Raw genomic sequence first — 23,992 nt, forward strand, 5'->3', positions numbered from 1 at the left:
AAGTATTAAACCTGAATACCGGCAAGCCCAACCTCATTTTTTTACATCTACGTCATGAGACGCATGATCAAGAAATACCGGCGCAGCGCAGTTTTGCACCAGTCCTATTTATTTGTTCTAAGCCCTACTCGTAATCGCTATTTATTAATCGCAATTTATATTTGATTTTATTTTTTAAGATTTACATTCTATGACCGAACCAACTACATTACGCCTTTCTAAACGCATGTCCGAACTCGGTCTCTGCTCTCGCCGCGAAGCCGATGAATGGATTGCACGAGGCTGGGTGCGCGTCGATGGCGTTGTTGTCTCAGAGCTTGGTAGCAAAGTGGCACCGCACCAGACCGTCACGGTAGAGCGTCAAGCCAAAGCCGAGCAAGCAAAACGTGTCACCATCTTAATCAACAAACCGGTTGGCTATGTCAGCGGTCAGGCTGAAGACGGCTATCAACCTGCGGTGGTTCTAGTCAACGCCGCCAGCCGCTGGAGCGAAGATCGCTCCGTGCAAGATTTCCACGGCAGCCAATTACGTAGCCTGGTGCCGGCCGGTCGTCTTGATATTGATTCGGTGGGATTATTGGTACTCACGCAAGATGGGCGCATCGCCAAACAACTGATCGGTGAAGATACCAGCATAGAAAAAGAGTATTTAGTGCGCGTGCGCTATACCAAACCAGGCAAACTTCCAGATAGCGATCTGCGCCGACTCAATTTTGGCCTGTCTTTAGATGGCAAACCTCTCAAACGCGCCATCGTCAAATGGCAAAATGACGATCAGCTCAGCTTCATTCTCAGAGAAGGTAAAAAGCGCCAGATTCGTCGCATGTGTGATGCGGTCGGCTTAGAGGTAACCGGATTAAAAAGGGTCAGAATCGGTCAAGTGAAGTTAGGAGATTTGCCAACTGGACAATGGCGGTATTTGAATATTGATGAGCAGTTTTAAACAGCAGCTGGTGTTACGCACACCAATAATCTAGCCATATGGATTCCCGCCTGCGCGGGAATGACGTTGATTAGATTGCGGGTAATACCTTACAAAAATCTATCCAAAATCTTACGGCTGGCCTTGTCTAATTGCTGGACGTCACGAATCACAAAATGCACACCGTGATTATCAGCGATTAACAATGCACCGCCAGCAATACGACGAATATCCTCTTCACCCTTCAGCGTAAAAGTAGCATCGCCTCGATTGGTGACAACGCTCCAATCACTAGGCGCGGTAAAGCTCGAAACCTCGCGAATACGGCTTATTTCAGGCATGAATTCACGGCTACTCAACTCTTCCTCAATCATCACGCGAGTAGGCTCAGGCAACTCACTCAAATGGCTAATCCAGGCCAGCTCCTGTCCTTCGGCGTCAACTAAAGATATTCCATCATCAGGAGCTGTAATCGGAAATGCCCGCACTGGCAACACACCTTCGACTGCTTCACCACTTGCTGCGGTGAATACCAGACGGCCAAACGTATTGCGCATAAGTTGAAAATTATGGATGGTCATTTTTTGTTTTCCTTTACCCAACCGTTTCCGTATTTTTCACGCTAACACCATCCCAATTTTTCAACTCTTCTTCCTCATCCACATTACGTAATTGCGCTTGATACAGGCGATAGTAAGCGCCCTCTTTCAACATCAATTCGTCGTGACTGCCGATTTCAACAATCTCACCTTTGTCCATGACCACCAGACGATCTGCTTTGCGCAAGGTAGATAAACGATGGGCGATGGCAATCGTGGTGCGACCGAGCACCAAATTATCGAGTGCCTTCTGGATTTCTTTTTCAGTGCTGGTATCGACCGAGGAAGTCGCTTCATCCATGATCAAAATACGCGGATCAATCAATAAAGCACGCGCTATCGAAATGCGTTGGCGCTCACCGCCGGACAAGGCTTGTCCGCGCTCACCGACCAAAGAATCATAGCCTTGCGGCAGACGCAAAATGAACTCATGAGCATGGGCGGCACGGGCAGCAGCGACGATTTCTGCGCGCGTTGAATTGGGCTTGCCATAAGCGATATTGTCGGCAATCGTCCCAAAAAACAAAAATGGTTCTTGCAACACCAGACCAATATTTCGACGGTATTCAGAAATCGGTATCGAACGGATATCGACACCATCAATTTTGATCGAACCTTCTGCAACATCGTAAAAACGACAGATCAAATTAACCAAAGTACTCTTGCCGGAACCGCTATGTCCCACCAGACCAATCATTTCACCGGGACGTATCTGCAAACTCACATCTCGCATGACCGCACGATTTCCGTAACGGAAGCCGACATCGCGTAATTCAATCGCACCTTTGACATTGTCGAGATGCACAGGATTTGCCGGTTCAGGAACACTGGAAACATGATCCAGAATTTCAAAAATCCGCTTGGCGCCAGCAGCCGCTTTTTGTGTCACCGAAACGATACGACTCATCGAATCCAGGCGAGAGTAAAAACGCGCGTTGTAAGCTAAAAATGAGGTCAATACACCGACGGTGATGTGGTGTTGTGAGATTTGCCAGATACCAAACATCCACACCACCAGCAAACCGATTTCAGTTAAGAACGTCACAGTTGGCGTGAACAGTGACCAGATTTTATTGAGTCTGTCATTCGCTTCCAAATTATGATAATTCGCTTCTTTGAAGCGCGTTGCTTCCCGTTTTTCCTGGGCAAAGGCTTTCACCACGCGAATACCAGGAATGGTGTCAGCCAGTACATTGGTGACCTCCGACCAGATGCGATCTATTTTCTCAAACCCATGACGCAATTTATCGCGCACGACATGAATCATCCATGCGATAAATGGCAGCGGTAATAAGGTCGCTACGGCCAACCACGGATCAATGGAAAGCAAAATCGCCGCAGTCATAATGATCGTTAACACATCGATCACAAAATCCAATAAGTGCAGGGACAGAAAAACACAGATGCGGTCACTTTCAGAACCTATGCGCGACATCAAATCACCAGTGCGTTTGCCACCAAAATATTCTTGTGATAATCGCAACAAATGCTCATAGGTAGTGGTGCGTAAATCAGCGCCTATCCGCTCACTCACCAGCGCCAGAATATACGTCCTCGCCCAACCCAAACCCCATGCCAGCAAAGAAGAGCCGAACAGCAAACTCATATACCAAATCACCAGCTTGGGATCAATGGCAATACCACTCTGATAAGGAATCAGCACATTGTCCATCAACGGCCGCGTCAGGTAAGGCGGTACTAACGCCGCAGCCGTGGAGGCCAAGGTCAGCGAAAAACCAATGATCAGTTGCACCTTATATGGTTTGGCAAAGCGCCCCAGACGCAATAAAGCCCAGCGCGACGATTTGGCATCCTGCGGCGCAGGGCAGATCGCGCACTCTTCTTCCCCTGGTGGCAAAGGTGCTTTGCATTGCGGACAAACATTTTCTTCTTTAGCTTGCACCACTTGACCGACGTCATGCGCGTCACGCTGCCGATCGAAATCGTTGCGTAAACGTAAAGCCGCAATATTTTGGCTCAAGGTATAACGCCAGCACGCCAAACGCTGTTGTGCATTATGCAATTCCAGACTGCCGACGCCAGCGTAGTCATGGTGGCGCATAGTTAACCCGGATTCCAAACGGTACGACCAACTTTGCCAATCCGTATCCTCTGCCATCTTGGAGAGAACACGACTATCTGTTACAACTACTAAACCACGCGTAAAATGTAGCTTGCTATCGAGATCAAGCTCCAACCAGGAAGTGATATTTTCACCGACGCTTAATTGTTCCTGCACCGCAGAACGCCAGCGTTCCGGCAGAGTTTGCGTGGTATTTTTTAAAAATGGTGTGTGAGATTCGCGAGTCATCTGGACGGTAGGGAGCCCAAAAAAGGACGAGGGTACATAGAAAATAAAGAAAGTGTTTATCCGAATATGGACAACACTAAGCTAATGACTTATTGATACTATAGGAATGCTAGATATCTTCGAGGCAACATATCTGATCTTATTGTATCCTGCCGGTATTTTAATGGCTTTCTCATAAGCGCTGCATACGAAAATATATTTATTTACACGCTCATAGGTATCTCTTGTAAACCATTTGCGATGTAAACCGTTACAACTGTTAGGCCATTTTGCAGCTCATTTGCGATTTATTGCAATTATACAAACTGCCCCATAAACACAGACCACTAATGAAAAACATAGAAATTCTTCGCATCATCTCCTTACGTGGTCCCAATATCTGGACATACCGCCCGGCACTTGAAGCCTGGATAGATATCGGAGAGCTGGAAGAATGCCCGTCAAATCTGATTCCGGGCTTTAATGAGCGACTGACTGCCCAGCTACCTTCATTAATTGAGCATCGTTGCAGCGTCGGTGAACGCGGTGGTTTTATCCAACGTCTGGAAACAGGTACCTGGCCTGGTCACATCCTTGAACATGTCACTTTAGAATTACAAAATTTAGCTGGCTTACATGCAGGTTTTGGCAAAGCGCGCGAAACTTCCAAACGAGGCGTCTATAAAGTAGTTGTGCGCGCCCGTCACGAAACCATCACCCGTGCAGCCCTGTATGCGGCGCGCGATCTGGTGATGGCTGCCATTGAGAACAAACCATATGATGTCGCGGCCACCGTCGCCACCTTGCGCACGATGGTGGATTCTCTTTGTTTAGGCCCTAGCACGGCATGCATAGTCAAAGCTGCCACCGAACGGCATATTCCCTCCATACGTTTATCTGCCGGCAATTTGGTGCAACTAGGTTATGGTGCCGGCCAGCGCCGTATCTGGACTGCTGAGACCGACCAAACCAGCGCGATTGCCGAAAGTATTTCGCGCGACAAAGATCTCACCAAAAGTTTATTACAAGCCTGCGGTGTACCGATTCCGGAAGGACGCACGGTTGATAGTGCAGCTGACGCCTGGGACGCAGCGCAAGATATCGGCCTGCCGGTCGTCATCAAACCCACTGATGGCAATCATGGCCGCGGCGTTTTCATCGACTTGAACACGCAAGCGGAAATTGAAAAGGCTTACGTCAACGCAGAACAAGAAGGCAGCGGCGTCATCGTAGAACGTTTTGTACGCGGTAACGAGCATCGTTTGTTGATCGTCGGCGGCAAACTGGCGGCAGCAGCGGTTGGCGAACCCGTTGCAATCACCGGCGATGGCAGTTCGACGATTACCGCTTTAGTACACAGTCAGTTAAACAGCGATCCAAGACGCGGCGAAAGTGAAGAACACCCTCTTAATCCCGTGCAAATCAACGATGATCCATCCATCGACATGGAATTAGAACGACAAGGTTATACCTCTGACTCTATTCCAGCCGCGGGCAAACAAGTGCTGATTCAGCGCAATGGTAACGTCGCCAATGATGTGACCGAACAAGTACACCCTAGCATTGCAGCGGCAGCGTCATTAGCGGCACGCATTGTTGGACTCGACATTGCCGGCGTTGATCTGGTGGTAGAAGACATTTCCCAGCCATTGGAACAACAAGGTGGTGCCATAGTAGAAGTCAATTCTGGCCCTGGCTTGCTCATGCATTTGAAGCCTGCAGCAGGCAATGTGCAGCCCATCGGCAATGCCATCATTGATCATCTGTTTAAAAGTGAAGCCATCAAAGGCGAAAACAGCGATGCTGCGCATGGCCGTATTCCTATCGTCGGCGTCACCGGCACACATGGCAAGACGGTGGTTTCCCATCTGATTGCAACACTGCTTAATTTGAGTGGCAAACACACAGGCTTAGCTTGCGGCGATGGTTTGTATTACGCCAATCAGCGCGTTGAAAAAGGTGATTGCGCCAATTGGGCTGCGGCACACCGCGTATTACTCAACCGCGCTGTCGAGGCTGCGGTCTTTGAAAACGGTAGCACCACCATACTCGCCGAAGGCTTAGCTTATGACCGCTGTCAGGTCGGCGTCGTCACCAATATCGCACCTGACGATAACCTGCCGGAATATTACATAGAAGATGCGGAGCACATGGCCAGAGTGCTGCGCACGCAGGTTGATATTGTCTTATCTGGCGGGATTGCCGTCCTCAATGCAGCCGACCCGTTAGTTGCGGACATGGCCGCACTATGTGATGGCGAAGTAATTTTCTTTGGCGCGGACCAAGCGTTGCCGGTTCTCGACTATCATCTGGAACAAGGTAAACGCGCGGTTTTTGTGCGTCATGGACAAATAATGCTGGCGGCGGGCAAGAATGAAATCATGCTGGCACGAGTTGCTGCAATTCCATTGACTGCAGATGGCCAGCCACCATTTCAAACTGAAAATGTATTAGCCGCCGTTGCGGCAGCTTGGGCTCTTGATATTTCTATCGATCTTATTCGTGCCGGAATTGAAACCTTTCATGAAGCAGCACATAGGACATCGAGCAAAACCCGCAAGCAAGCTTAATGCATTAGACTTCTTTCGCGACTATAACAACCATGCGCAGCCAGACTGGTGAGTATCAATTTGCTGGGAAATAGGTTATGAAAGAAGTCGATTAAAAGTTATGCGAAATTAGGTAATCAATAAGTAGTCAATAAGTAGTCAACAAAAAACACTAACCAAAAATTTTCAGGAAACCTGTTGATGGACGTATCACGTATCCGCGCTTTACGCGGTCCAAATTTGTGGAGTCGCCATACTTCTATCGAAGCCATCGTGTCGTGCTCCGAAGCCGAACAGTCGATTACTAATCTGCATGACTTTGAAACCCGTTTGCGAGCGCGCTTCCCGCACCTCGGCATTTTGGAATCCACAGACCCTGCACACACTATTTCGCTGGCACATGCATTGACAAGTACGGCTCTCGGGCTGCAAGCACAAGCTGGCTGCCCAGTCACTTTCAGCCGCACAGTACAAACCGTTGACGCGGGCGTCTATCAAGTCATCGTAGAATACAGCGAAGAGGCGGTCGGCAAACTCGCATTTGAACTAGCCGAAGCCTTATGCAATGCGGCACTCCAAGATCAACCGTTTGATCTCGCCAATGCCCTGGCGCGTTTGCGCGAACTGGACGAAGATGTCCGCTTAGGCCCTTCCACTGGCTCTATCGTCAACGCTGCCATTGCGCGTAACGTGCCATTTCGCCGTTTAACTGAAGGTAGCATGGTGCAATTTGGCTGGGGTAGTCGCCAACGTCGAATCCAAGCGGCAGAAACCAGTTTTACCAGCGCAATTGCGGAATCCATCGCACAGGATAAAGAGCTCACCAAAATGCTGCTGAATGCCGCTGGTGTTCCAGTACCGAAGGGCCGCGTGGTCGATAATGCTGCCGATGCCTGGGAAGCGGTGCAGGAAATAGACGCGCCAGTGGTACTCAAGCCACGCGACGGCAATCAAGGTAAAGGTATCACCGTCAACATCAGCGCCCGCGAGCAAGTGTTTGCAGCCTTTGAAATTGCTGCTGAGATCTGTTCAGAAGTGATCGTCGAACGTTACCTGCCCGGTCATGATTTCCGCTTACTGATAGTCGGCAATCAGTTAGTTGCCGCAGCCAGACGCGACCCGCCACTGGTCATCGGTAACGGCAGCAGCACCATCCGCCAGCTAGTCGATGAAGTCAATCGCGATCCTTTACGTGGTGATGGCCATGCAACTACGTTAACGAAAATTCGCCTGGATCCGATTGCACTCTCCACACTCGCCAAACAAAATTACACAGCCGATGCAATCCCGGCACAGGGTGTGCGCGTAGTGCTGCGCAATAATGCCAACCTCTCCACTGGCGGCACCGCCACCGATGTCACCGATGACGTGCATCCGCAAATGGCAGCACGTGCTATCGCGGCAGCGCAAATGGTCGGCCTGGATATCTGTGGCGTCGATGTAGTGTGCAACAGCGTCCATAAACCGTTGGAAGAACAAGAAGGCGGAATCGTTGAAGTCAACGCAGCGCCTGGTTTACGCATGCATTTGCATCCATCGTATGGCAAAGGTCGTGCTGTCGGCAAAGCGATTGTCGACACGATGTTTGAAGGTGATGACAATGGCCGCATCCCCTTGGTTGCCGTCGCTGGCACCAATGGTAAAACCACCACTGTCCGCCTGATTTCTCATCTGCTCAGTTGCAAAGGTCTACGTGTAGGCATGACCAACTCTGACGGCGTGTATATTGAAAAGCAGCGCATCGACACCGGCGATTGCAGTGGTCCACGCAGCGCGCGCAATGTATTGATGCACCCTGATGTCGATGCGGCCGTTTTCGAAACTGCGCGCGGCGGCATCTTGCGCGAAGGGCTGGGCTTTGACCGTTGTGATGTTGCAGTGGTAACCAACATCGGCATGGGAGATCATCTCGGTTTAAGCTTCATCAGCACGGTAGAAGACCTCGCCGTCGTCAAACGCGTCATCGTTGAAAACGTCGCCCCTCACGGGACTGCAGTATTGAATGCAACCGATCCCATGGTCACCGCGATGGCCAGCGTTTGCCCCGGGTCGGTCACGTTTTTCTCGAACGACAACCATAATCCGGTAATGACCACACACAGAGCGCAAGGGCATCGCGTGGTTTATCTGGATGGCGACACGATTGTTGCTACGGAAGGCAATCAGGAAATCCGTCTGGCATTAAGTGACATTCCACTTACCCGTAACGGTACTATCCACTTCCAGATTGAAAACGTCATGGCTGCCACTGCTGCTGCATGGGCGCTCAATCTTGATTGGGATGTGATACGCGCAGGTTTGCGCTCGTTCATTAACGACGCTGCCACCGTTCCAGGACGCTTCAATGTCTTCGATCATCGCGGTGCAACAGTCATCGCTGATTACGGTCACAATCCGGATGCCATGATTGCCTTGGTTGCGGCAGTTAACAACATGCCTGCCAAACGACGTACCGTTGTCATCAGCGGCGCCGGTGACCGCCGTGATGAAGATATCCGCCAGCAGACTGAATTGCTAGGTGCTGCTTTCGATGAAGTGATTTTGTATCAGGATCAAGCGCAACGCGGTCGGGCCGATGGTGAAGTAATAGCGCTGCTACGTGAAGGTTTAAAAGGCGCCAGCCGCACCACTGCCAGTCAAGAAATCACTGGTGAATTTTTTGCGATTGATGCGGCCTTGGCTAAGCTGGAAAAGGATGACTTGTGCTTGATTTTGGTGGATCAGGTTGAGGAAGCTTTGGACCATATTGCGAAACGGATTGCAGAAGGTTGAACTCAACACGCTCAACAATAAAAAAGCCCTTCATTTTCATGAAGGGCTTTTTTTAATTGCTTTAATTTCTTTAATCGTCGTAATTCACGTCTAACTCAGGAAACAACACCTCGGTATAACCAAACTGTGTAAAGTCCTTAATCCGCATCGGATACAAAATGCCGTTCAAATGATCACATTCATGCTGTACTACACGCGCATGAAAATCGTCGACGTCACGACTGATCACATTGCCATGTTGATCGCGTCCTTCGTAATGCAATTTACTCCAGCGCGGCACCACGCCACGCATTCCAGGAACCGATAAACAACCCTCCCAACCATCTTCCATCACATCCGACAGAGGCTTCAAAACAGGATTGATCAGCACTGTTTCCGGGACCGGCTCTGCGTCCGGGTAACGCGTATTGTTTTTAAATCCAAAAATCACGACTTGTAAATCCACGCCGATTTGTGGCGCTGCCAGACCTGCGCCGTTGGCAGCGTACATGGTTTCAAACATATCGGTGATCAGCGATTTCAATTCCGGAGAATTAAAATCGGTCACGGGCTTTGCTTGCAACAGCAAACGGGGATCACCCATTTTGAGAATTTCACGCACTGTCATGACATCACCTCAATCAACTTATTGGAACTGTTTAATATACTTTGCGAACTCTTCACCGGTTTCCGGATGCTTTAAACCCATTGCCAAAGTCGCCTGCAAATAACCCAGCTTGGAACCGCAATCATAACGTTGGCCCGCGTAACGATAAGCCAGCACGCGTTCTTTTTCCATCAACGCCGCAATACCGTCTGTGAGTTGAATTTCACCACCCGCGCCTTTGCCGATCTTGGTTAAACAATCAAAAATCCGATTGGTCAAAATATAGCGGCCAACCACCGCCAATGTTGATGGTGCATCTTCTGGTTTTGGCTTTTCAACGATACTGTTAACTTTTTCAATATCGGTTTTGTATGGGTCAATGCTGACTATCCCGTATTGTTTGGTTTCTGCCAGCGGCACCTCATGAACGGCCAATACGCTGCTACCTTCCTCATCATAGACGTCAACCATTTGCGCCAACACTGGCTTCTGACCAGCGTCGACATCCATAAAATCGTCGGCCAATAACACCATAAACGGCTCATCACCGACTACCGGACGCGCGCACAACACAGCATGCCCCAAACCCAATGGCGCTGATTGACGGATAAAGATGCAATTAACATGGCTTGGAATCACATTACGCACGAGTTCCAGTAAACGTGTTTTTCCTGCAGCCTCAAGTTCGCTTTCGAGTTCATACACGGTATCAAAATGATCTTCAATCGCGCGCTTGTTGCGACCAGTAATAAAGACTAAATCGGTGGCACCAGCCGCGATGGCTTCTTCCACCGCATATTGAATTAAAGGTTTATCAACGATGGGCAGCATTTCTTTCGGCTGTGCTTTGGTCGCCGGTAAAAAACGGCTGCCTAGACCGGCGACAGGAAAGACTGCTTTTCTAATTTTTTTCATCACTCGTTTGCTCCTACGTTACTCTCTAAAAGTGTGCGTAGCGCAGCTTCATCTAAGATAGCCACACCTAATTCCTCTGCTTTAGTCAGTTTACTACCTGCTTCAGCACCAGCAACAACATAGCTGGTTTTCTTAGAAACCGAGCCTGTGACCTTGCCGCCCGCAGCTTCAATCAACGCAGCTGCTTCATCGCGACTCAAGGTTGGCAATGTTCCGGTAAGAACAAAAATTTTACCCAATAGATGTTTAGACTGTACTTCTGTTGGGGAGTTCTGCGGCCAATAAATACCAGCAGCCAGCAATTGCTCTACCAACTCAACATTCAATGGATCAGCAAAAAAATTCAAAATAGACTTGGCAACTACCGGCCCGATATCAGCGACTTCCAGCAATTTCTCTTCCGATGCCTGCATCAAAGCATCCATGGAAGGAAAATGACCGGCCAACTCTTTCGCTGTTGCTTCACCAACATGACGTATGCCCAAAGCGTAGATAAAGCGCGCAAAAGTTGTCTGTTTCGACTTTTCCAATGCGGCCACGACATTTTGCGCCGACTTGTCGGCCATCCGGTCCAGTTCAGCCAGTTTTAATATCCCCAGCTTATAAAAATCAGCGGCCGTCGTGATGATATGTTTATCGACCAATTGTTCAATCAACTGATCACCCAGACCTTCTACATCCATCGCACGACGTGAAACAAAATGCTGTAAACCGCCCTTGCGTTGCGCCGCACACTTGACCCAACCGCCGGAACAACGCGCAATCGCCTCATCTTCCAACTTGATAATCGCCGACCCGCAAACCGGACACGCTGCCGGCATCACGAATGGTTTAGCCGTCGCTGGGCGTTGTTCTGGCACGAAGGCGACCACTTCGGGAATAACGTCGCCGGCTCTGCGCACAATCACTGTATCGCCGACCTGGATATCTTTACGCCGTACTTCGTCTTCGTTATGCAATGTCGCATTGGTCACCGTGACGCCACCGACAAACACCGGTGCTAAACGCGCCACTGGTGTGATTGCGCCAGTCCGTCCAACTTGTACTTCGATATCCAACACTTGCGTGGTCGCTTCTTCAGCCGGAAATTTATGTGCCAACGCAAAGCGCGGAGCACGCGAAACGAATCCGAGCATCTGTTGCTGTTGCAAGCGATTGACTTTGTAGACCACGCCATCAATTTCATATGGCAACTGCGGTCGCTTGGTGCCTATATCGCGGAAAAATGCCAGCAATCCCGCCGCACCTTTGACGACTGCACGCTCATTACAAACAGGCAGTCCAAGTTCGCTATACCAGTCCAGCAAAGCCGAATGCGACGACGGCATATCGGCACCTTCTAACAAGCCGACACCGTAAGCAAAAAAACGCAAAGTACGTTGTGCGGTAATCCGTGAATCGAGCTGTCGTAAACTGCCCGCGGCAGCATTGCGCGGGTTGGCGAATTCTTTTAATTCTGCATCGCGCTGGCGTTGATTCAGCTTGGCGAAATCTGCTTTGAACATCAAAACTTCACCGCGCACGTCCAACACTTTAGGTGGATACTCGGTAAGTAATTTCAACGGGATCGCACGTACGGTGCGAATATTACTGGTCACGTTTTCACCAGTTGCACCGTCACCGCGCGTGGCCGCTTGTACCAGCACACCATTTTCGTAACGCAAATTAATTGCCAGGCCATCAAATTTCAATTCTGCGGCGTACTCAATTTCGGCATCAGCATGCGTGTCTAAACCATCGCGTACACGTCTATCAAATTCAACAATATCGGTATCTTCAAAGCCGTTACCCAACGACAGCATAGGAATCGAATGCGTTACCTGATCAAATTGCGGTAGCGGCGCAGCACCAACTCTCTGCGTAGGGGATGTGGCAGTTTGTAGCTCAGGATGCTGTTGCTCTAAAACTTGTAATTCGCGAAATAACGCGTCGTACTCGGCGTCTGGAATCGACGGCATATCAAGCACGTAGTAAGCATGATTGTGGCGATTTAATTCCGTGCTCAACCAAGCGGCACGCGCACGCCAATCGGCAGTGGTATCAGATAAATTTGATGGCATAAAAGATGTTTGAATCAAGATGTTTGAATCGTGATGTTTGAAACGGGCGACAGCGCAGATCGGAAAACGCACTGCGTTTCCGATCTGCTTTATTTTTATTTTCCGTTTTAGCTAAACAAACGCAAAGCACGAACCGAACCAGCCGGAATCTCGGCGGCATCCATATCATGATAAAACGCATCAACCTGATCAGCGATTTCTGTTAGCTGGGCATCGACCAATGGCTGATTGCTGTCATCAACCACCACACCACCCAAGCGGGATGCTAACGAACGGGCGCAAGCCACCATGGCGCCATAACCGTCACGCGCTTGCGCGACACGCGGCACATCAAGCAATAAGGTCAGACGTGATGTAATTTCCTGTGCCTGAGTGGTATTAGTGGAAAGCGAAAATAATATACCGTTGTCACCGTCCGACATCACTAAACGGCCATCAGGGCGTGCATCAAATCCTTGTCGGGTCAATGCCGACAGCAATGTGTTAATTGGCCAGGCCGCGCCTTTCGATTGAATATTGACGCCCAGTTGTGCATCATGCTCCGTCACAAACTGATGCAAAGTACGCGCGCTTTGCATCACTTCGGTCATTTCTGGCACGTCTGGCTCCGCTCCCAGATCATCACAAATGCGACGTAAGCTGGCCAGCAATTCTGAATATTCAATTTCATTTAATGGCGTGCTGCGATTCGCCATCTGGACGCCAGCCATCAACGTCTGATACACGCCACCATGGGCAATCGCCTCCCAGTCCCCATGGCTGTCTTCGCCAATAAAATTGACTGGCTTATTGCCAACATAGCGCAAACTTTGCAAAATCGGCAATATTTTATCGCCGCGCAGCGGCGTTTCCAACGCCAAGGGAATCGTGCAGTCGATCAGTGCATCTATCGGTAATTCCGGAAGGATATCGTGCTCAACTTCCGGTACCGGCTGTGGCTCGGTTGCCAGCTGCTCGGCGGTCAATTCCACGTCTTGCGGGATATCTGCAGCCGTCAATGGTACGGCGGTACTTTCCGCATCAAACAACCTTGGTTCATGCCGCTCCAAAGGGGCAGATGACTGATCCGGCGGCGTCGTCGGTGGCGTCATCAAGACATCATCATGCGATGAAGAAAACGCCCGTTCGACGGTTTTCTTAGCTTTATATTCTTGCCATTTATTGTAAGAAATGACGCCGATAATAATCGCGCCGCCGGCAAAAAACAGACTGGTTTGTAGATCCATCATGCTACTGAGGCCTTCTTAAACAGACACACCATACTCGCGGATATGCAGCGTTGCATGTGTATCAAACATGGTTAACAATCAAATATGGATTATCGCTGATGCGCCATCCATTACTAAACATCTATACAAAATCTTACTAAGTACAAATTTATGGGTATATCCCTGCTCCCGCAGGCGACAGCAGGGATATACGGATGCCAAACCAGTGGCCTATTCTAAGCCGCCACTGACTCCGCAAATCCTCTCGCCGATTCCATATCCACCGCCACGATGCGCGATACGCCCTGCTCTTGCATCGTCACGCCAATCAATTGATTTGCCATCTCCATCGCAATTTTGTTATGCGAAATAAACAGGAACTGCGTATGCGCTGACATCTGTTTAACCATCTTGCAGAAGCGCTCGGTATTCGCATCATCTAATGGCGCGTCAACCTCATCAAGCAAGCAGAATGGTGCCGGGTTCAACTGGAACATCGAGAACACCAAAGCTGTCGCAGTCAATGCTTTTTCACCACCGGACAACAAATGAATCGTCGCATTCTTTTTACCTGGTGGCTGTGCCATCACTTGAACACCAGAGTCCAGAATTTCATCGCCAGTCATAATCAATTTAGCCTGACCACCGCCAAATAAAATCGGGAACAATTCGGCGAAATGATGATTCACTTTATCGAAGGTATCTTGCAATAATTCGCGCGTTTCCTTGTCGATTTTATGGATCGCATCTTGCAGCGTATTGATCGCTTCTGTCAGGTCAGCATTTTGCGCATCGAGGAAATTCTTGCGCTCGGATGCCTGGGCCAACTCATCCAGCGCCGCCAGGTTAACCGCACCTAAAGCAGCAATTGCATTGGTTAAGCGCGTCACTTCGCCTTGCAGATACGAAGGACGTAAGTCCGCGTGCAATTTTTCACTCAATGCCACTTCATCAGCACCGAATTCAACCAATTGCTGAGCGTATTGTTCTTGATTTAAACGCGCCGCCTGCTCTTTCAATTGCAGTTCCATGATACGGTCGCGCTGCGGTTGCAGACTTTGTTCGGCGCGCATGCGCGCTTCATCATGCTGTCGCAGATTTTGTGAGACCTGATCCAGTTCATGTCGCGCATCGGCCAACGCACGTTCTTGTGCGGTACGCTTATCCAACAAGTCCTGCAGACCCGCTTGCGCTGCCTGATCGTCCAGACTTTCCAGCTCCAAATGTCCTTGCTGCATATTGGCGAAAAGTTGCGCCGCCTGCTCTAAGGCGGTGGCGATACTGCGTTTTAATTCTTCTATCTTGTTCCGATGCGTTTTTTCGGCGTATTCAGTTTCTTGCGCACTGCGCTCTAATTCGCGCAGACGATTACGCGCATCGTTCAGTTGCTGCTCTTTCAGCAAATAGGTGGTCTGACCGTCTTCATGCTTTTCCTGCATTTCAGAGAGTTCGGCATCAAGCTGTTCAAACTTGACCTCAGATTCCATTTTGACTTGCTGCTGCTCAGTTTCTTGCGCTGCAATTTCAGCCAGATCCGAAGCGATTTGCGTGCTGCGTTGATTGAAGCGTTCCTGCAATTCAGATAATTTCATTACCTCGATTTGCAAACCATGTACCGCTTGCGTCAAACCGTTGTGGCGCTGACGCAGTTCCTGCAAGCGTTGTGTCGCCTGCGTCAACGTTGCATCGGCGCGTACCGAACGGGCACGCGCTTCATCTGCCAACATATGCTGGGCACGGAGTTGCTTGGTGATGTTATCAATTTCCTGCTGGCGCGCCAGCATGCCGTCTTGTTCTGAATCCGAAGCATAAAAACGCACGCTGGTTTTGCTGATCACATGACCTTGACGCGTCACGAAACATGCGCCAAGTGGCAATTTACTGCGATCAGCAAATGCAGTTATCGTATCGTCTGCGGCAAAAACATTGTGCAGCCAATCTTGCATCAGGGCGCGCAAACCCGGATCGTTTAATTGCAGCAGATTCAAAAATGGTTTGAAGCCGAAAGGCGTGTCTGCATTGGCTGTTGACGCACCACTAGCAATGCTATTTGGCGAAAACAATGCCAGCTTCCCCGGTGGTGCATCGTTGAAAAATCCTTTTGCCCAATCCAGATTCGACATTTCCAATGCTGAAGTCCGCTCGCGCAATACCGATTCCAGCGCAGTTTCCCAGCCCTGATCAATGTTTAGCTTCTGCCACAAGCGCGGCAACTCAGCCAATTCGTGCTTTTGCAACCACGGCTGTACTTTGCCTTGGCTCTGTACATTTTCCTGCAATTGTTTCAGTGCCGTTAAGCGTGCTTCCAGCTGCGCGTTATTCGCCGTTTCGGTATTCACTTGTTGCTGCGCACTACGTCGCTCTTCTTCCAGACGCGGCTGTTGTTCCTGGACTTCTTCCAACTGCATGCTGACTTCTTCCTGCCCGGCTTGCTTTTCTTCCAATTGCATCTTCAGATTCGTCAGATGCGTATTGTCTGGCAGATTTAAGCCACTCTTTTCTTGCTGCAAACGCTCGCGCCGTCCGACCAAACCATTGAGAATGTTTGAGGCATTGCGTTGATGCGTAGATTCCAGTTCTATCTGCTGTTGAAACTGCATGATCTTGGCACGCGATTCCGTGCTTTTTAATTGCGACTCACGCCACGCCTGTTCCAGTGCTGGCAGTTGATCATTGTGTTGCTGCGATGTCGCCTGCGACTGTTCAACACGTGCGGCTAACTCTTCCAGATGCATTTCAGCTTCGGCCAACTCATCCTGATGTTGCGTGCCTTGACGCTGCCATTGGTCGCGTTGCGCGGTTAATGAGTTGAGTTGTGATTGCAGTCGATTGCGCGATTCAATGACGAATTTAATTTGCGCTTCCAGACTGCCGATTTCGGAGTTGGTTTGATACAGATGGCCTTGCGCCTGATGCATGCGGTCACCGGCGTCGTAATGCGTTTGCCGCATGTGCTCGAGTTCTGCTTCGACGTGCCGTAACTTGGCTGTTTGCTCTTCCAGATCAGTTTGCGCTTTTTCGATATCGCGGAAATGCTTTTCCTGTTCGGCTTTTGCTTCGTTCTTACGCAGTAGCCACAACAGTTTTTGTTTTTCTTCCTGATCGCCCGACAATTCGTGGAATTTTTGCGCAACAGCGGCTTGCGCCTGGAGTTTTTCCAGATTCGCATTTAATTCGCGCAAAATATCTTCCACCCGCAGCAGATTGTCGCGGGTGTCATTGAGGCGATTTTCCGTTTCGCGACGACGTTCTTTATATTTTGAAACGCCAGCGGCTTCTTCCAGAAAAATCCGCAACTCTTCCGGGCGCGCTTCAATAATCCGCGAAATCATGCCTTGTCCGATAATCGCGTAAGCGCGAGGACCAAGACCGGTACCCATGAAAATATCTTGAATATCGCGGCGACGCACCGCTTGATTGTTAATGTAATACGTCGAGGTGCCGTCACGCGTCAGTGTTCGCTTGACTGCAATTTCCGCATATTGTCCCCATTGTCCGGCGGCTTTGCCCATGCTGTTATCAAACACCAGCTCGACCGATGACCGCCCGGCGGGCTTGCGATTGGTAGAACCGTTAAAAATAACGTCCTGCATCGACTCACCGCGCAGCTCTGAGGCCTTGGACTCACCTAATACCCAGCGTACGGCATCAATAATATTGGATTTTCCGCAACCATTCGGTCCCACCACGCCGACTAACTGGCCTGGCACCTGAAAATTGGTTGGGTCGACAAAAGATTTAAATCCCGATAATTTAATAGAAGTTAAACGCACGTTATCGATTTTTCCTGTCAAATTAAGCGAAAATGAGTTCCGCCAACTTCAAAATCCAAAGGAACGAGCAAACCAGCCCCGCAATTATTCTGCATCATAACATTCACTATGCAAAATTATGACAATCACGGCACTACAAATCACTCCGCTTGCGCTTCTGTATATAATGTAATTTAGTTCGTTTAATGCTTTGTTATTTAACATATTAACAAGCAATGTACCCCGATTCCCCTTCCATCCTTTCATCGATTACTACGTGAATCCATTACTAGACCGTCTGCAACCGTATCCGTTTGAAAAATTACGCGCCTTATTTTCCGACGTCACGCCGAATCCTGCCTACAGCGCTATCAGCCTGGGCATAGGTGAACCCAAACATCCGACACCAGCATTTATTCAACAAGCATTGACGGATAATCTGGATGGGCTGGCGACGTATCCCAGCACTATCGGCTCAGAACCTTTGCGTGCCGCAATTGCAAACTGGTTACAACGTCGTTACGCGATACCACCGTTAAACCCGTCAACACAAATTCTGCCGGTAAATGGCTCGCGCGAAGCCTTGTTTGCATTGGCGCAAACTGTGGTTGATCCATCTGATCGCGATGCGTTGGTGATGTGTCCCAATCCGTTTTATCAAATCTACGAAGGTGCTGCCTATCTGTCAGGCGCGCAACCGTATTTCGTGAATTCTGACCCTGCGCGTAATTTTGTTCCTGACTACAGCAGCGTACCTGCCGATGTTTGGGCCAGAGTCAAATTGCTCTATCTGTGCTCACCCGGCAACCCGACCGGCTCAGTGCTGACGCTGGACGACTGGAAAGAATTATTTGCCTTATCGGATCGCTATGGCTTTGTGATCGCCGCCGATGAGTGCTACTCCGAGATATATTTCAAAGCAGAAGCCCCTTTGGGTAGTCTTGAAGCTGCGCATAAACTGGGGCGCGATGGCTATCCGCGTCTGATTACTTTCTCCAGTTTATCTAAACGCTCCAATGTTCCTGGCATGCGTTCGGGCTTTGTTGCTGGCGATGCTGCGATCCTGAAGAAATTTTTACTCTATCGCACCTATCATGGTGGAGCAATGAGCCCATCCATACAGTCCGCTTCGATCGCAGCCTGGAATGACGAAACGCACGTGATCGAAAACCGTGCCAAGTACATCGCCAAATTCCAGCAAGTCACACCGTTGCTACAAGAAGTACTGGATGTTAACTTGCCGGATGCGGGATTTTATTTGTGGGCCAAAGTTGATAAGCTCACCACCATTTCCGACACCGAATTCGCTAAGCGGCTGTATGCCGAATATAATGTAACGGTTTTACCGGGCAGTTATCTGGCACGCGACGCTCATGGCTTCAATCCCGGCCAGCAACGCATACGCATGGCGTTGGTAGCGGAAGTCGACGAATGCCTCGAAGCCGCACAACGGATCGTTAAATTTGCCCGCGGACTCTGATCAATACCGAACAGCATAGTTAGCAACGTATTCATTTTATTTATTCACATCACTTACTTAAAGAAGCACATCATGACGCAATCATTAGAGCAATTTATTAACGACGCATGGGAACAACGCACTGAGTTCTCTCCAAAAACTGCCCCCGCAGATGTCCGCGAAGCAGTTGCCAAAGTTATCGCCGAACTCAATCAAGGCACGTTGCGCGTAGCGCAAAAAATAGATGGCGACTGGGCGGTGAATCAGTGGATCAAAAAAGCAGTTTTGTTGTCATTCCGCCTGGAAGACAACTTCGTCATGCCGGCTGGCGACAACATGCAGTTTTATGACAAAGTGCCAACTAAATTTGCTAATTACACCGCCGAAGATTTCGCTAAAGGCGGCTTCCGTGTAGTGCCGCCGGCAGTAGCGCGTCACGGCAGCTTCATTGGCAAAAATGTTGTGTTGATGCCTTCTTTCGTCAACATCGGCGCTTATGTCGATGAAGGCACGATGGTCGATGCCTGGGCTACTGTCGGTTCTTGCGCCCAAATCGGTAAAAACGTGCATCTGTCTGGTGGCGTAGGTATTGGTGGTGTGTTAGAGCCTATGCAAGCAAACCCAACCATCATTGAAGATAACTGCTTCATCGGCGCACGCTCAGAAATCGTTGAAGGCGTGGTCGTAGAAGAAAACTCGGTCATTTCGATGGGTGTGTATATCGGCCAATCGACCAAGATTTATGATCGCGCTACCGGCGAAGTGACTTATGGCCGCATCCCGGCCGGCTCGGTCGTTGTTTCTGGCAACCTGCCATCGGCTGATGGCAAATATAGTTTGTATTGCGCAGTGATCGTTAAACGTGTGGATGCAAAAACACGTGCAAAAACTGGCATCAACGAATTGCTGCGCGAAGCGTAATTTTGCGCAGGTTGGGCTGAAAAGCGCAACAATGCTGCTCTAAGTAAGCCCGAAATGGCGGTGTCGATTTCTTCAAATCCACATCGCCATTCATTTATAATCGTGCACCAACTTATCATAAGAAGAACATCATCATGGCCATGGATCGCTTGTTTCGCTTGATGCAGGAAAAAAATGCAGCGGATATGTTTTTAACGGCTGACTCACCTATCCATATCAAGATTAAGGGGCAATTAATCGCCGTTAATCAGCAATTGATGGATACACCGACCATCATGATGCTGCTCAAAGAAGTGGTGCCGAGCACGCAATTGGCAGACCTCGATCGCGACGGCGAATTGAACATGGGATTACCGGTACCCGGCGTGGGCAATTTCCGTTTATCCGCATTCAAACAACGCGGTAATATTTCAGCCGTTATTCGCTATATTCCAGCCAATATTCCACCATTTGAGTCGCTCGGTTTGCCGCCTGTATTAACTGAACTGATCGCGCGCAAACGCGGTCTGCTGCTGGTAGTGGGGGCCACTGGTTCGGGTAAATCGACCACCATCGCCTCCATGCTCAATGAACGCAACAAAACGCAAACAGGCCATATTCTGACGCTGGAAGATCCGATTGAATTTTTGTTCAAGAATGAGCGTTCTATCATCAATCAACGCGAAATCGGCACCGATACCAATAGTTTGAATGCGGCACTAAGAAACGCTTTGCGGCAAGCACCAGATTGCATTTTGATCGGTGAAATCCGCGATAAAGAAACCATGACGGCGGCACTAGCCTATGCGCAGTCTGGTCACTTGGTGGTCTCTACGTTACACGCCAACAATACCTATCGCGCGCTAAACCGCGTGATCAGCTTTTACCCTCTTGAAAATCGCCCCGCGTTGTTAGAAGACCTTGCATCGACCCTGACTGCTATCGTCTCGCAGCGTTTAGTCACAGACGTTGATGGCGAACGCGTTCCGGCGGTAGAGATTATGCAAAATACGCGCTACATTGCAGAGTTAATCGAAGAAGGCAAAATCAGCCAGATTAAAGAAGCCATGGAAAAAAGTCTGGCACCAGGCTCCATGACGTTTGAGCAGGCGTTAATGCAATTAATCGAAGCTGGCATCATTAGCCAGCAAGAAGCACTATCGCACGCCGATTCACCGAGCAATTTGTATTGGTTAATCAACAATCAGAAGTCCCCAAACAAAAAAGCTGAGCCGGCGCCCGTCGTCGAACCGGAAAAAACCGAAGGCGCAACATTTACTGAGTTTTCGCTGAATTTTTAAATTCAAAAGCGCTCCGCTTGCAGGAGCAGGAGCACTTCGCTGATATCGTTGGCGTATTCCATCACAACTTCTCTTCTACTAGTAGGAGGGAGAGTAAAACGCATGGCACTATTTCATACTAAATAAACATCATCATGGCAATTACTCTATACGGCATTCCTAATTGCGATACTGTCAAAAAAGCACGAACGTGGCTGGAAGAGCAGGAAATCGCTTATACCTTTCATAATTTCAAAAAAGACGGCGTCAGCCAGGAGCTGATCACCACCTGGCTGGCTGATATAGCCTGGGATACGTTGGTCAATCGCAAAGGCACGACCTGGCGTAATCTGCCTGAACAACGACGTGCAAAAATTACCGACGCAGTCAGCGCCACACCGTTAATGATAGAAAATCCATCCATCATCAAACGACCAGTTTTATTCACCGGAAAAAATACTTACGTTGGCTTTTCTGATGAACTGTATCAGCGCATTTTTAATCAATAAAGAAACAAACCAAGCAATGACCATGACCAGCAAAACACTCGCCCTCGCCGAAGCTTTAATTTCTCAATCATCCGTCACGCCTGAAGATAAAGGCTGCCAAGCGCGTTTGATTGCGTTATTGGAGCCATTAGGCTTTGTCTGCGAAACCATCCAATCCGGTGACGTCACGAATTTATGGGCGCGCAAAGGCAGCACTCAACCATTATTGGTGTTTGCTGGCCACACCGATGTCGTGCCAACCGGCCCGCGCGACCAATGGCAGTCTGATCCGTTTTTGCCTAGCCATCGTGATGGCAAGCTCTATGGTCGTGGCGCTGCAGATATGAAGACCTCAATTGCGGCAATGATTGTTGCGGTGGAAGAATTTACACAAGCACGTCCCGATCATTCCGGCTCCATCGCTTTTTTAATTACCAGCGATGAAGAAGGCCCTGCTACCGACGGTACCGTGGTGGTTTGCGAGCGCTTGAAAGCACGTGGCGAAAAACTGGATTACTGCATTGTCGGCGAACCTACTTCCAGCGCTGAGTTAGGCGACATGATTAAAAATGGTCGACGCGGTACCATGTCCGGCAAGTTGGTCGTCAAAGGTATTCAAGGTCACATCGCCTATCCGCATCTGGCAAAAAATCCCATCCATCTGGCAGCACCCGCTTTAGCGGAATTGGCGTCCGAAAAATGGGATGAAGCAAATGAATATTATTTACCGACATCCTGGCAAATGTCGAATATCCACGGCGGTACTGGCGCGTCCAATGTCATTCCAGGTGAAGTCGTGATCGATTTCAATTTCCGTTTTTCTACCGCCAGCACGGTCGAAGGATTGCAACAACGTGTACATGCCATTCTGGATAAGCATGGCTTGGAATACACGTTGAAATGGACGGTCGGCGGCTTACCATTTTTGACGCCGCGCGGCGATCTGAGCGCAGCATTGTCTGATGCGATCAAAGCTGAAACCGGTATCGAAACAGAATTATCGACCACAGGCGGCACTTCTGACGGTCGTTTCATCGCCCAGATTTGCCCGCAAGTGATTGAGTTTGGCCCACCCAATGGCAGCATCCATAAAATTGACGAGCATATTGAAGTCCGTTTTATTGACCCGCTCAAAAATATTTATCGTCGAACTTTAGAAAATCTGCTGCCTAAGATATGAACACCAAAGATATGAACATAACGTCCCACTCATTCACTACCATCCGTGATTTGCTGCGTTATGCGGTCACCCGCTTTAACACTGCAGAACTCTTCTTCGGCCACGGCAGCAGCAATGCGCTTGATGAAGCGGCTTATTTGATACTGCATACGTTGAAACTGCCATTGGATAAAATCGAGCCGTTTTTTGACGCGCGACTATTACCAGAAGAAGTCGAGGCTGTCTTAACCGTCATCGATAAGCGCAGCACAGATCGCGTTCCTGCGGCGTACATCACCAATGAAGCATGGTTGGGGTCTTATCGCTTTTACGTCGACGAACGCGTGATCGTGCCGCGCTCGTTTATTGCCGAATTAATTCCTGATTACTTCTCGCCATGGGTACAAAATCCTGACGAAATCAGCAATATCCTGGAACTGTGTACTGGCTCTGGTTGTTTGCCAATTATGTTGGCAGATGCTTTTGGTAATGCGCATGTGGATACTGCTGATATTTCTGTCGATGCATTGGCAGTCGCGCGACGCAATGTGGAGGACTATGATTTACAAGACCGCATCACACTAATTGAATCGGATTTGTACACCAACGTTCCGGACAAAAAATACGATCTGATCATCACCAACCCGCCGTATGTCAATAGCAGTTCGATGGACAAACTTCCGCAAGAATATTTGCGTGAACCACAGATCGCATTGGCCGGCGGTGCGGATGGCATGGATCTGGTGCGAAAAATCGTTGCTGGCGCCAAAAAGCGCTTAACGCCACGCGGCATTTTGATGGTGGAAATCGGCAATGAACGCGCTTATGCAGAAGCTGCTTTCCCGGATCTGGAGCTGACTTGGGTTACTACCAGCGCAGGCGACGATATGGTGTTTTTGCTGACGGCTGATCAATTGCCTGATTAATTATCGAATTAATCAGGCACATGAATTAAGTTAGCGATTAAGCAATATGAAATGATCGATTCGAAAAATACCGCCGTCATCCTCGCGAACGCGGGGATCCACGTTTCGTAAGATGGATTCCGGCGTT

General features: G+C 49.4%; 16 protein-coding genes. 9 read left to right on the forward strand and 7 right to left on the reverse strand.

The genetic code is table 11. The features are described from left to right. The first annotated feature begins 190 nt into the window (after positions 1 to 190). Complete coding sequence (locus GEV47_RS04940; protein WP_153233554.1) at positions 191 to 943, forward strand: pseudouridine synthase; 753 nt, start codon at positions 191 to 193, stop codon at positions 941 to 943. 89 nt (positions 944 to 1,032) lie between these two features. Here the strand turns inward: GEV47_RS04940 and GEV47_RS04945 are convergent, their stop codons facing one another. Together GEV47_RS04945 and GEV47_RS04950 are read right to left on the reverse strand one after the other, a co-directional pair. Then, positions 1,033 to 1,503, reverse strand: a complete 471-nt coding sequence (locus tag GEV47_RS04945; protein WP_153233555.1) for a cyanophycin metabolism-associated DUF1854 family protein — start codon at positions 1,501 to 1,503, stop codon at positions 1,033 to 1,035. Positions 1,504 to 1,516: 13 nt separating this feature from the next. After that, entirely contained in the window at positions 1,517 to 3,832 is a 2,316-nt protein-coding gene (locus GEV47_RS04950; protein WP_153233556.1) for a cyanophycin metabolism-associated ABC transporter, read from the reverse strand. 329 nt (positions 3,833 to 4,161) lie between these two features. Here GEV47_RS04950 and GEV47_RS04955 point away from each other — a divergent pair, with 329 nt between their 5' ends. After that, entirely contained in the window at positions 4,162 to 6,381 is a 2,220-nt protein-coding gene (locus GEV47_RS04955; RefSeq protein WP_153233557.1) for a cyanophycin synthetase, read from the forward strand. Positions 6,382 to 6,561: 180 nt separating this feature from the next. Next, positions 6,562 to 9,132, forward strand: a complete 2,571-nt coding sequence (gene cphA / locus GEV47_RS04960) for a cyanophycin synthetase (protein ID WP_153233558.1) — start codon at positions 6,562 to 6,564, stop codon at positions 9,130 to 9,132. 70 nt (positions 9,133 to 9,202) lie between these two features. Here the strand turns inward: cphA and def are convergent, their stop codons facing one another. From def to smc, 5 genes are all read right to left on the reverse strand, one after another. Next, complete coding sequence (gene def, locus GEV47_RS04965; RefSeq protein ID WP_153233559.1) at positions 9,203 to 9,739, reverse strand: peptide deformylase; 537 nt, start codon at positions 9,737 to 9,739, stop codon at positions 9,203 to 9,205. 18 nt (positions 9,740 to 9,757) lie between these two features. Next, on the reverse strand, positions 9,758 to 10,633 hold the full coding sequence (galU, locus tag GEV47_RS04970; protein ID WP_153233561.1) for a UTP--glucose-1-phosphate uridylyltransferase GalU: 876 nt from the start codon (positions 10,631 to 10,633) through the stop codon (positions 9,758 to 9,760). After that, positions 10,633 to 12,693: an NAD-dependent DNA ligase LigA gene (gene ligA / locus GEV47_RS04975; RefSeq protein WP_153233562.1), complete on the reverse strand. Its 2,061-nt coding sequence runs from the start codon at positions 12,691 to 12,693 to the stop codon at positions 10,633 to 10,635. The genes galU and ligA overlap by 1 nt, the downstream gene beginning before the upstream one ends. A gap of 107 nt (positions 12,694 to 12,800) precedes the next feature. Then, a complete protein-coding gene (locus GEV47_RS04980; RefSeq protein WP_153233563.1) occupies positions 12,801 to 13,922 on the reverse strand; it encodes a cell division protein ZipA C-terminal FtsZ-binding domain-containing protein in 1,122 nt (373 codons plus the stop codon). A 215-nt stretch (positions 13,923 to 14,137) separates the two neighbouring features. Then, positions 14,138 to 17,674, reverse strand: coding sequence for a chromosome segregation protein SMC (smc, locus tag GEV47_RS04985; RefSeq protein WP_322741542.1), 3,537 nt, complete (start codon positions 17,672 to 17,674; stop codon positions 14,138 to 14,140). A gap of 256 nt (positions 17,675 to 17,930) precedes the next feature. On the opposite strand from smc, the gene dapC reads away from it, so the two are divergent. The 6 genes from dapC to prmB all read left to right on the forward strand — a co-directional run bounded on the left by dapC (position 17,931) and on the right by prmB (position 23,865). Continuing rightward, entirely contained in the window at positions 17,931 to 19,133 is a 1,203-nt protein-coding gene (dapC, locus tag GEV47_RS04990; protein WP_322741543.1) for a succinyldiaminopimelate transaminase, read from the forward strand. A 72-nt stretch (positions 19,134 to 19,205) separates the two neighbouring features. Further along, on the forward strand, positions 19,206 to 20,033 hold the full coding sequence (dapD, locus tag GEV47_RS04995) for a 2,3,4,5-tetrahydropyridine-2,6-dicarboxylate N-succinyltransferase (RefSeq protein ID WP_153233566.1): 828 nt from the start codon (positions 19,206 to 19,208) through the stop codon (positions 20,031 to 20,033). A 134-nt stretch (positions 20,034 to 20,167) separates the two neighbouring features. After that, a complete protein-coding gene (locus GEV47_RS05000) occupies positions 20,168 to 21,313 on the forward strand; it encodes a PilT/PilU family type 4a pilus ATPase (RefSeq protein ID WP_153233567.1) in 1,146 nt (381 codons plus the stop codon). Positions 21,314 to 21,447: 134 nt separating this feature from the next. Beyond that, positions 21,448 to 21,801 (forward strand): ArsC family reductase, encoded by a 354-nt coding sequence (locus GEV47_RS05005; RefSeq protein WP_153233568.1) that lies wholly within the window; start codon positions 21,448 to 21,450, stop codon positions 21,799 to 21,801. A gap of 22 nt (positions 21,802 to 21,823) precedes the next feature. Continuing rightward, positions 21,824 to 22,960, forward strand: coding sequence for a succinyl-diaminopimelate desuccinylase (dapE, locus tag GEV47_RS05010; protein ID WP_153233569.1), 1,137 nt, complete (start codon positions 21,824 to 21,826; stop codon positions 22,958 to 22,960). An 11-nt stretch (positions 22,961 to 22,971) separates the two neighbouring features. Next, the gene (prmB, locus tag GEV47_RS05015) at positions 22,972 to 23,865 is read left to right on the forward strand and encodes a 50S ribosomal protein L3 N(5)-glutamine methyltransferase (RefSeq protein ID WP_153233570.1); all 894 of its coding nucleotides are present in this window, start codon (positions 22,972 to 22,974) and stop codon (positions 23,863 to 23,865) included. Positions 23,866 to 23,992: the final 127 nt, after the last annotated feature.

This window comes from Glaciimonas soli, from assembly GCF_009497155.1.
Lineage (GTDB): Bacteria > Pseudomonadota > Gammaproteobacteria > Burkholderiales > Burkholderiaceae_D > Glaciimonas > Glaciimonas soli.

Bases quoted from the DNA above. Each gene is read 5' to 3' on its own strand.
- galU (WP_153233561.1), bottom strand. From the start codon at position 10,633: ATGAAAAAAATTAGAAAAGCAGTCTTTCCTGTCGCCGGTCTAGGCAGC.
- GEV47_RS04940 (WP_153233554.1), top strand. From the start codon at position 191: ATGACCGAACCAACTACATTACGCCTTTCTAAACGCATGTCCGAACTC.
- GEV47_RS04980 (WP_153233563.1), bottom strand. From the start codon at position 13,922: ATGATGGATCTACAAACCAGTCTGTTTTTTGCCGGCGGCGCGATTATT.
- GEV47_RS05005 (WP_153233568.1), top strand. From the start codon at position 21,448: ATGGCAATTACTCTATACGGCATTCCTAATTGCGATACTGTCAAAAAA.
- prmB (WP_153233570.1), top strand. From the start codon at position 22,972: ATGAACATAACGTCCCACTCATTCACTACCATCCGTGATTTGCTGCGT.
- GEV47_RS04955 (WP_153233557.1), top strand. From the start codon at position 4,162: ATGAAAAACATAGAAATTCTTCGCATCATCTCCTTACGTGGTCCCAAT.
- dapD (WP_153233566.1), top strand. From the start codon at position 19,206: ATGACGCAATCATTAGAGCAATTTATTAACGACGCATGGGAACAACGC.
- def (WP_153233559.1), bottom strand. From the start codon at position 9,739: ATGACAGTGCGTGAAATTCTCAAAATGGGTGATCCCCGTTTGCTGTTG.
- cphA (WP_153233558.1), top strand. From the start codon at position 6,562: ATGGACGTATCACGTATCCGCGCTTTACGCGGTCCAAATTTGTGGAGT.
- ligA (WP_153233562.1), bottom strand. From the start codon at position 12,693: ATGCCATCAAATTTATCTGATACCACTGCCGATTGGCGTGCGCGTGCC.
- GEV47_RS05000 (WP_153233567.1), top strand. From the start codon at position 20,168: ATGGCCATGGATCGCTTGTTTCGCTTGATGCAGGAAAAAAATGCAGCG.
- GEV47_RS04945 (WP_153233555.1), bottom strand. From the start codon at position 1,503: ATGACCATCCATAATTTTCAACTTATGCGCAATACGTTTGGCCGTCTG.
- GEV47_RS04950 (WP_153233556.1), bottom strand. From the start codon at position 3,832: ATGACTCGCGAATCTCACACACCATTTTTAAAAAATACCACGCAAACT.
- dapE (WP_153233569.1), top strand. From the start codon at position 21,824: ATGACCAGCAAAACACTCGCCCTCGCCGAAGCTTTAATTTCTCAATCA.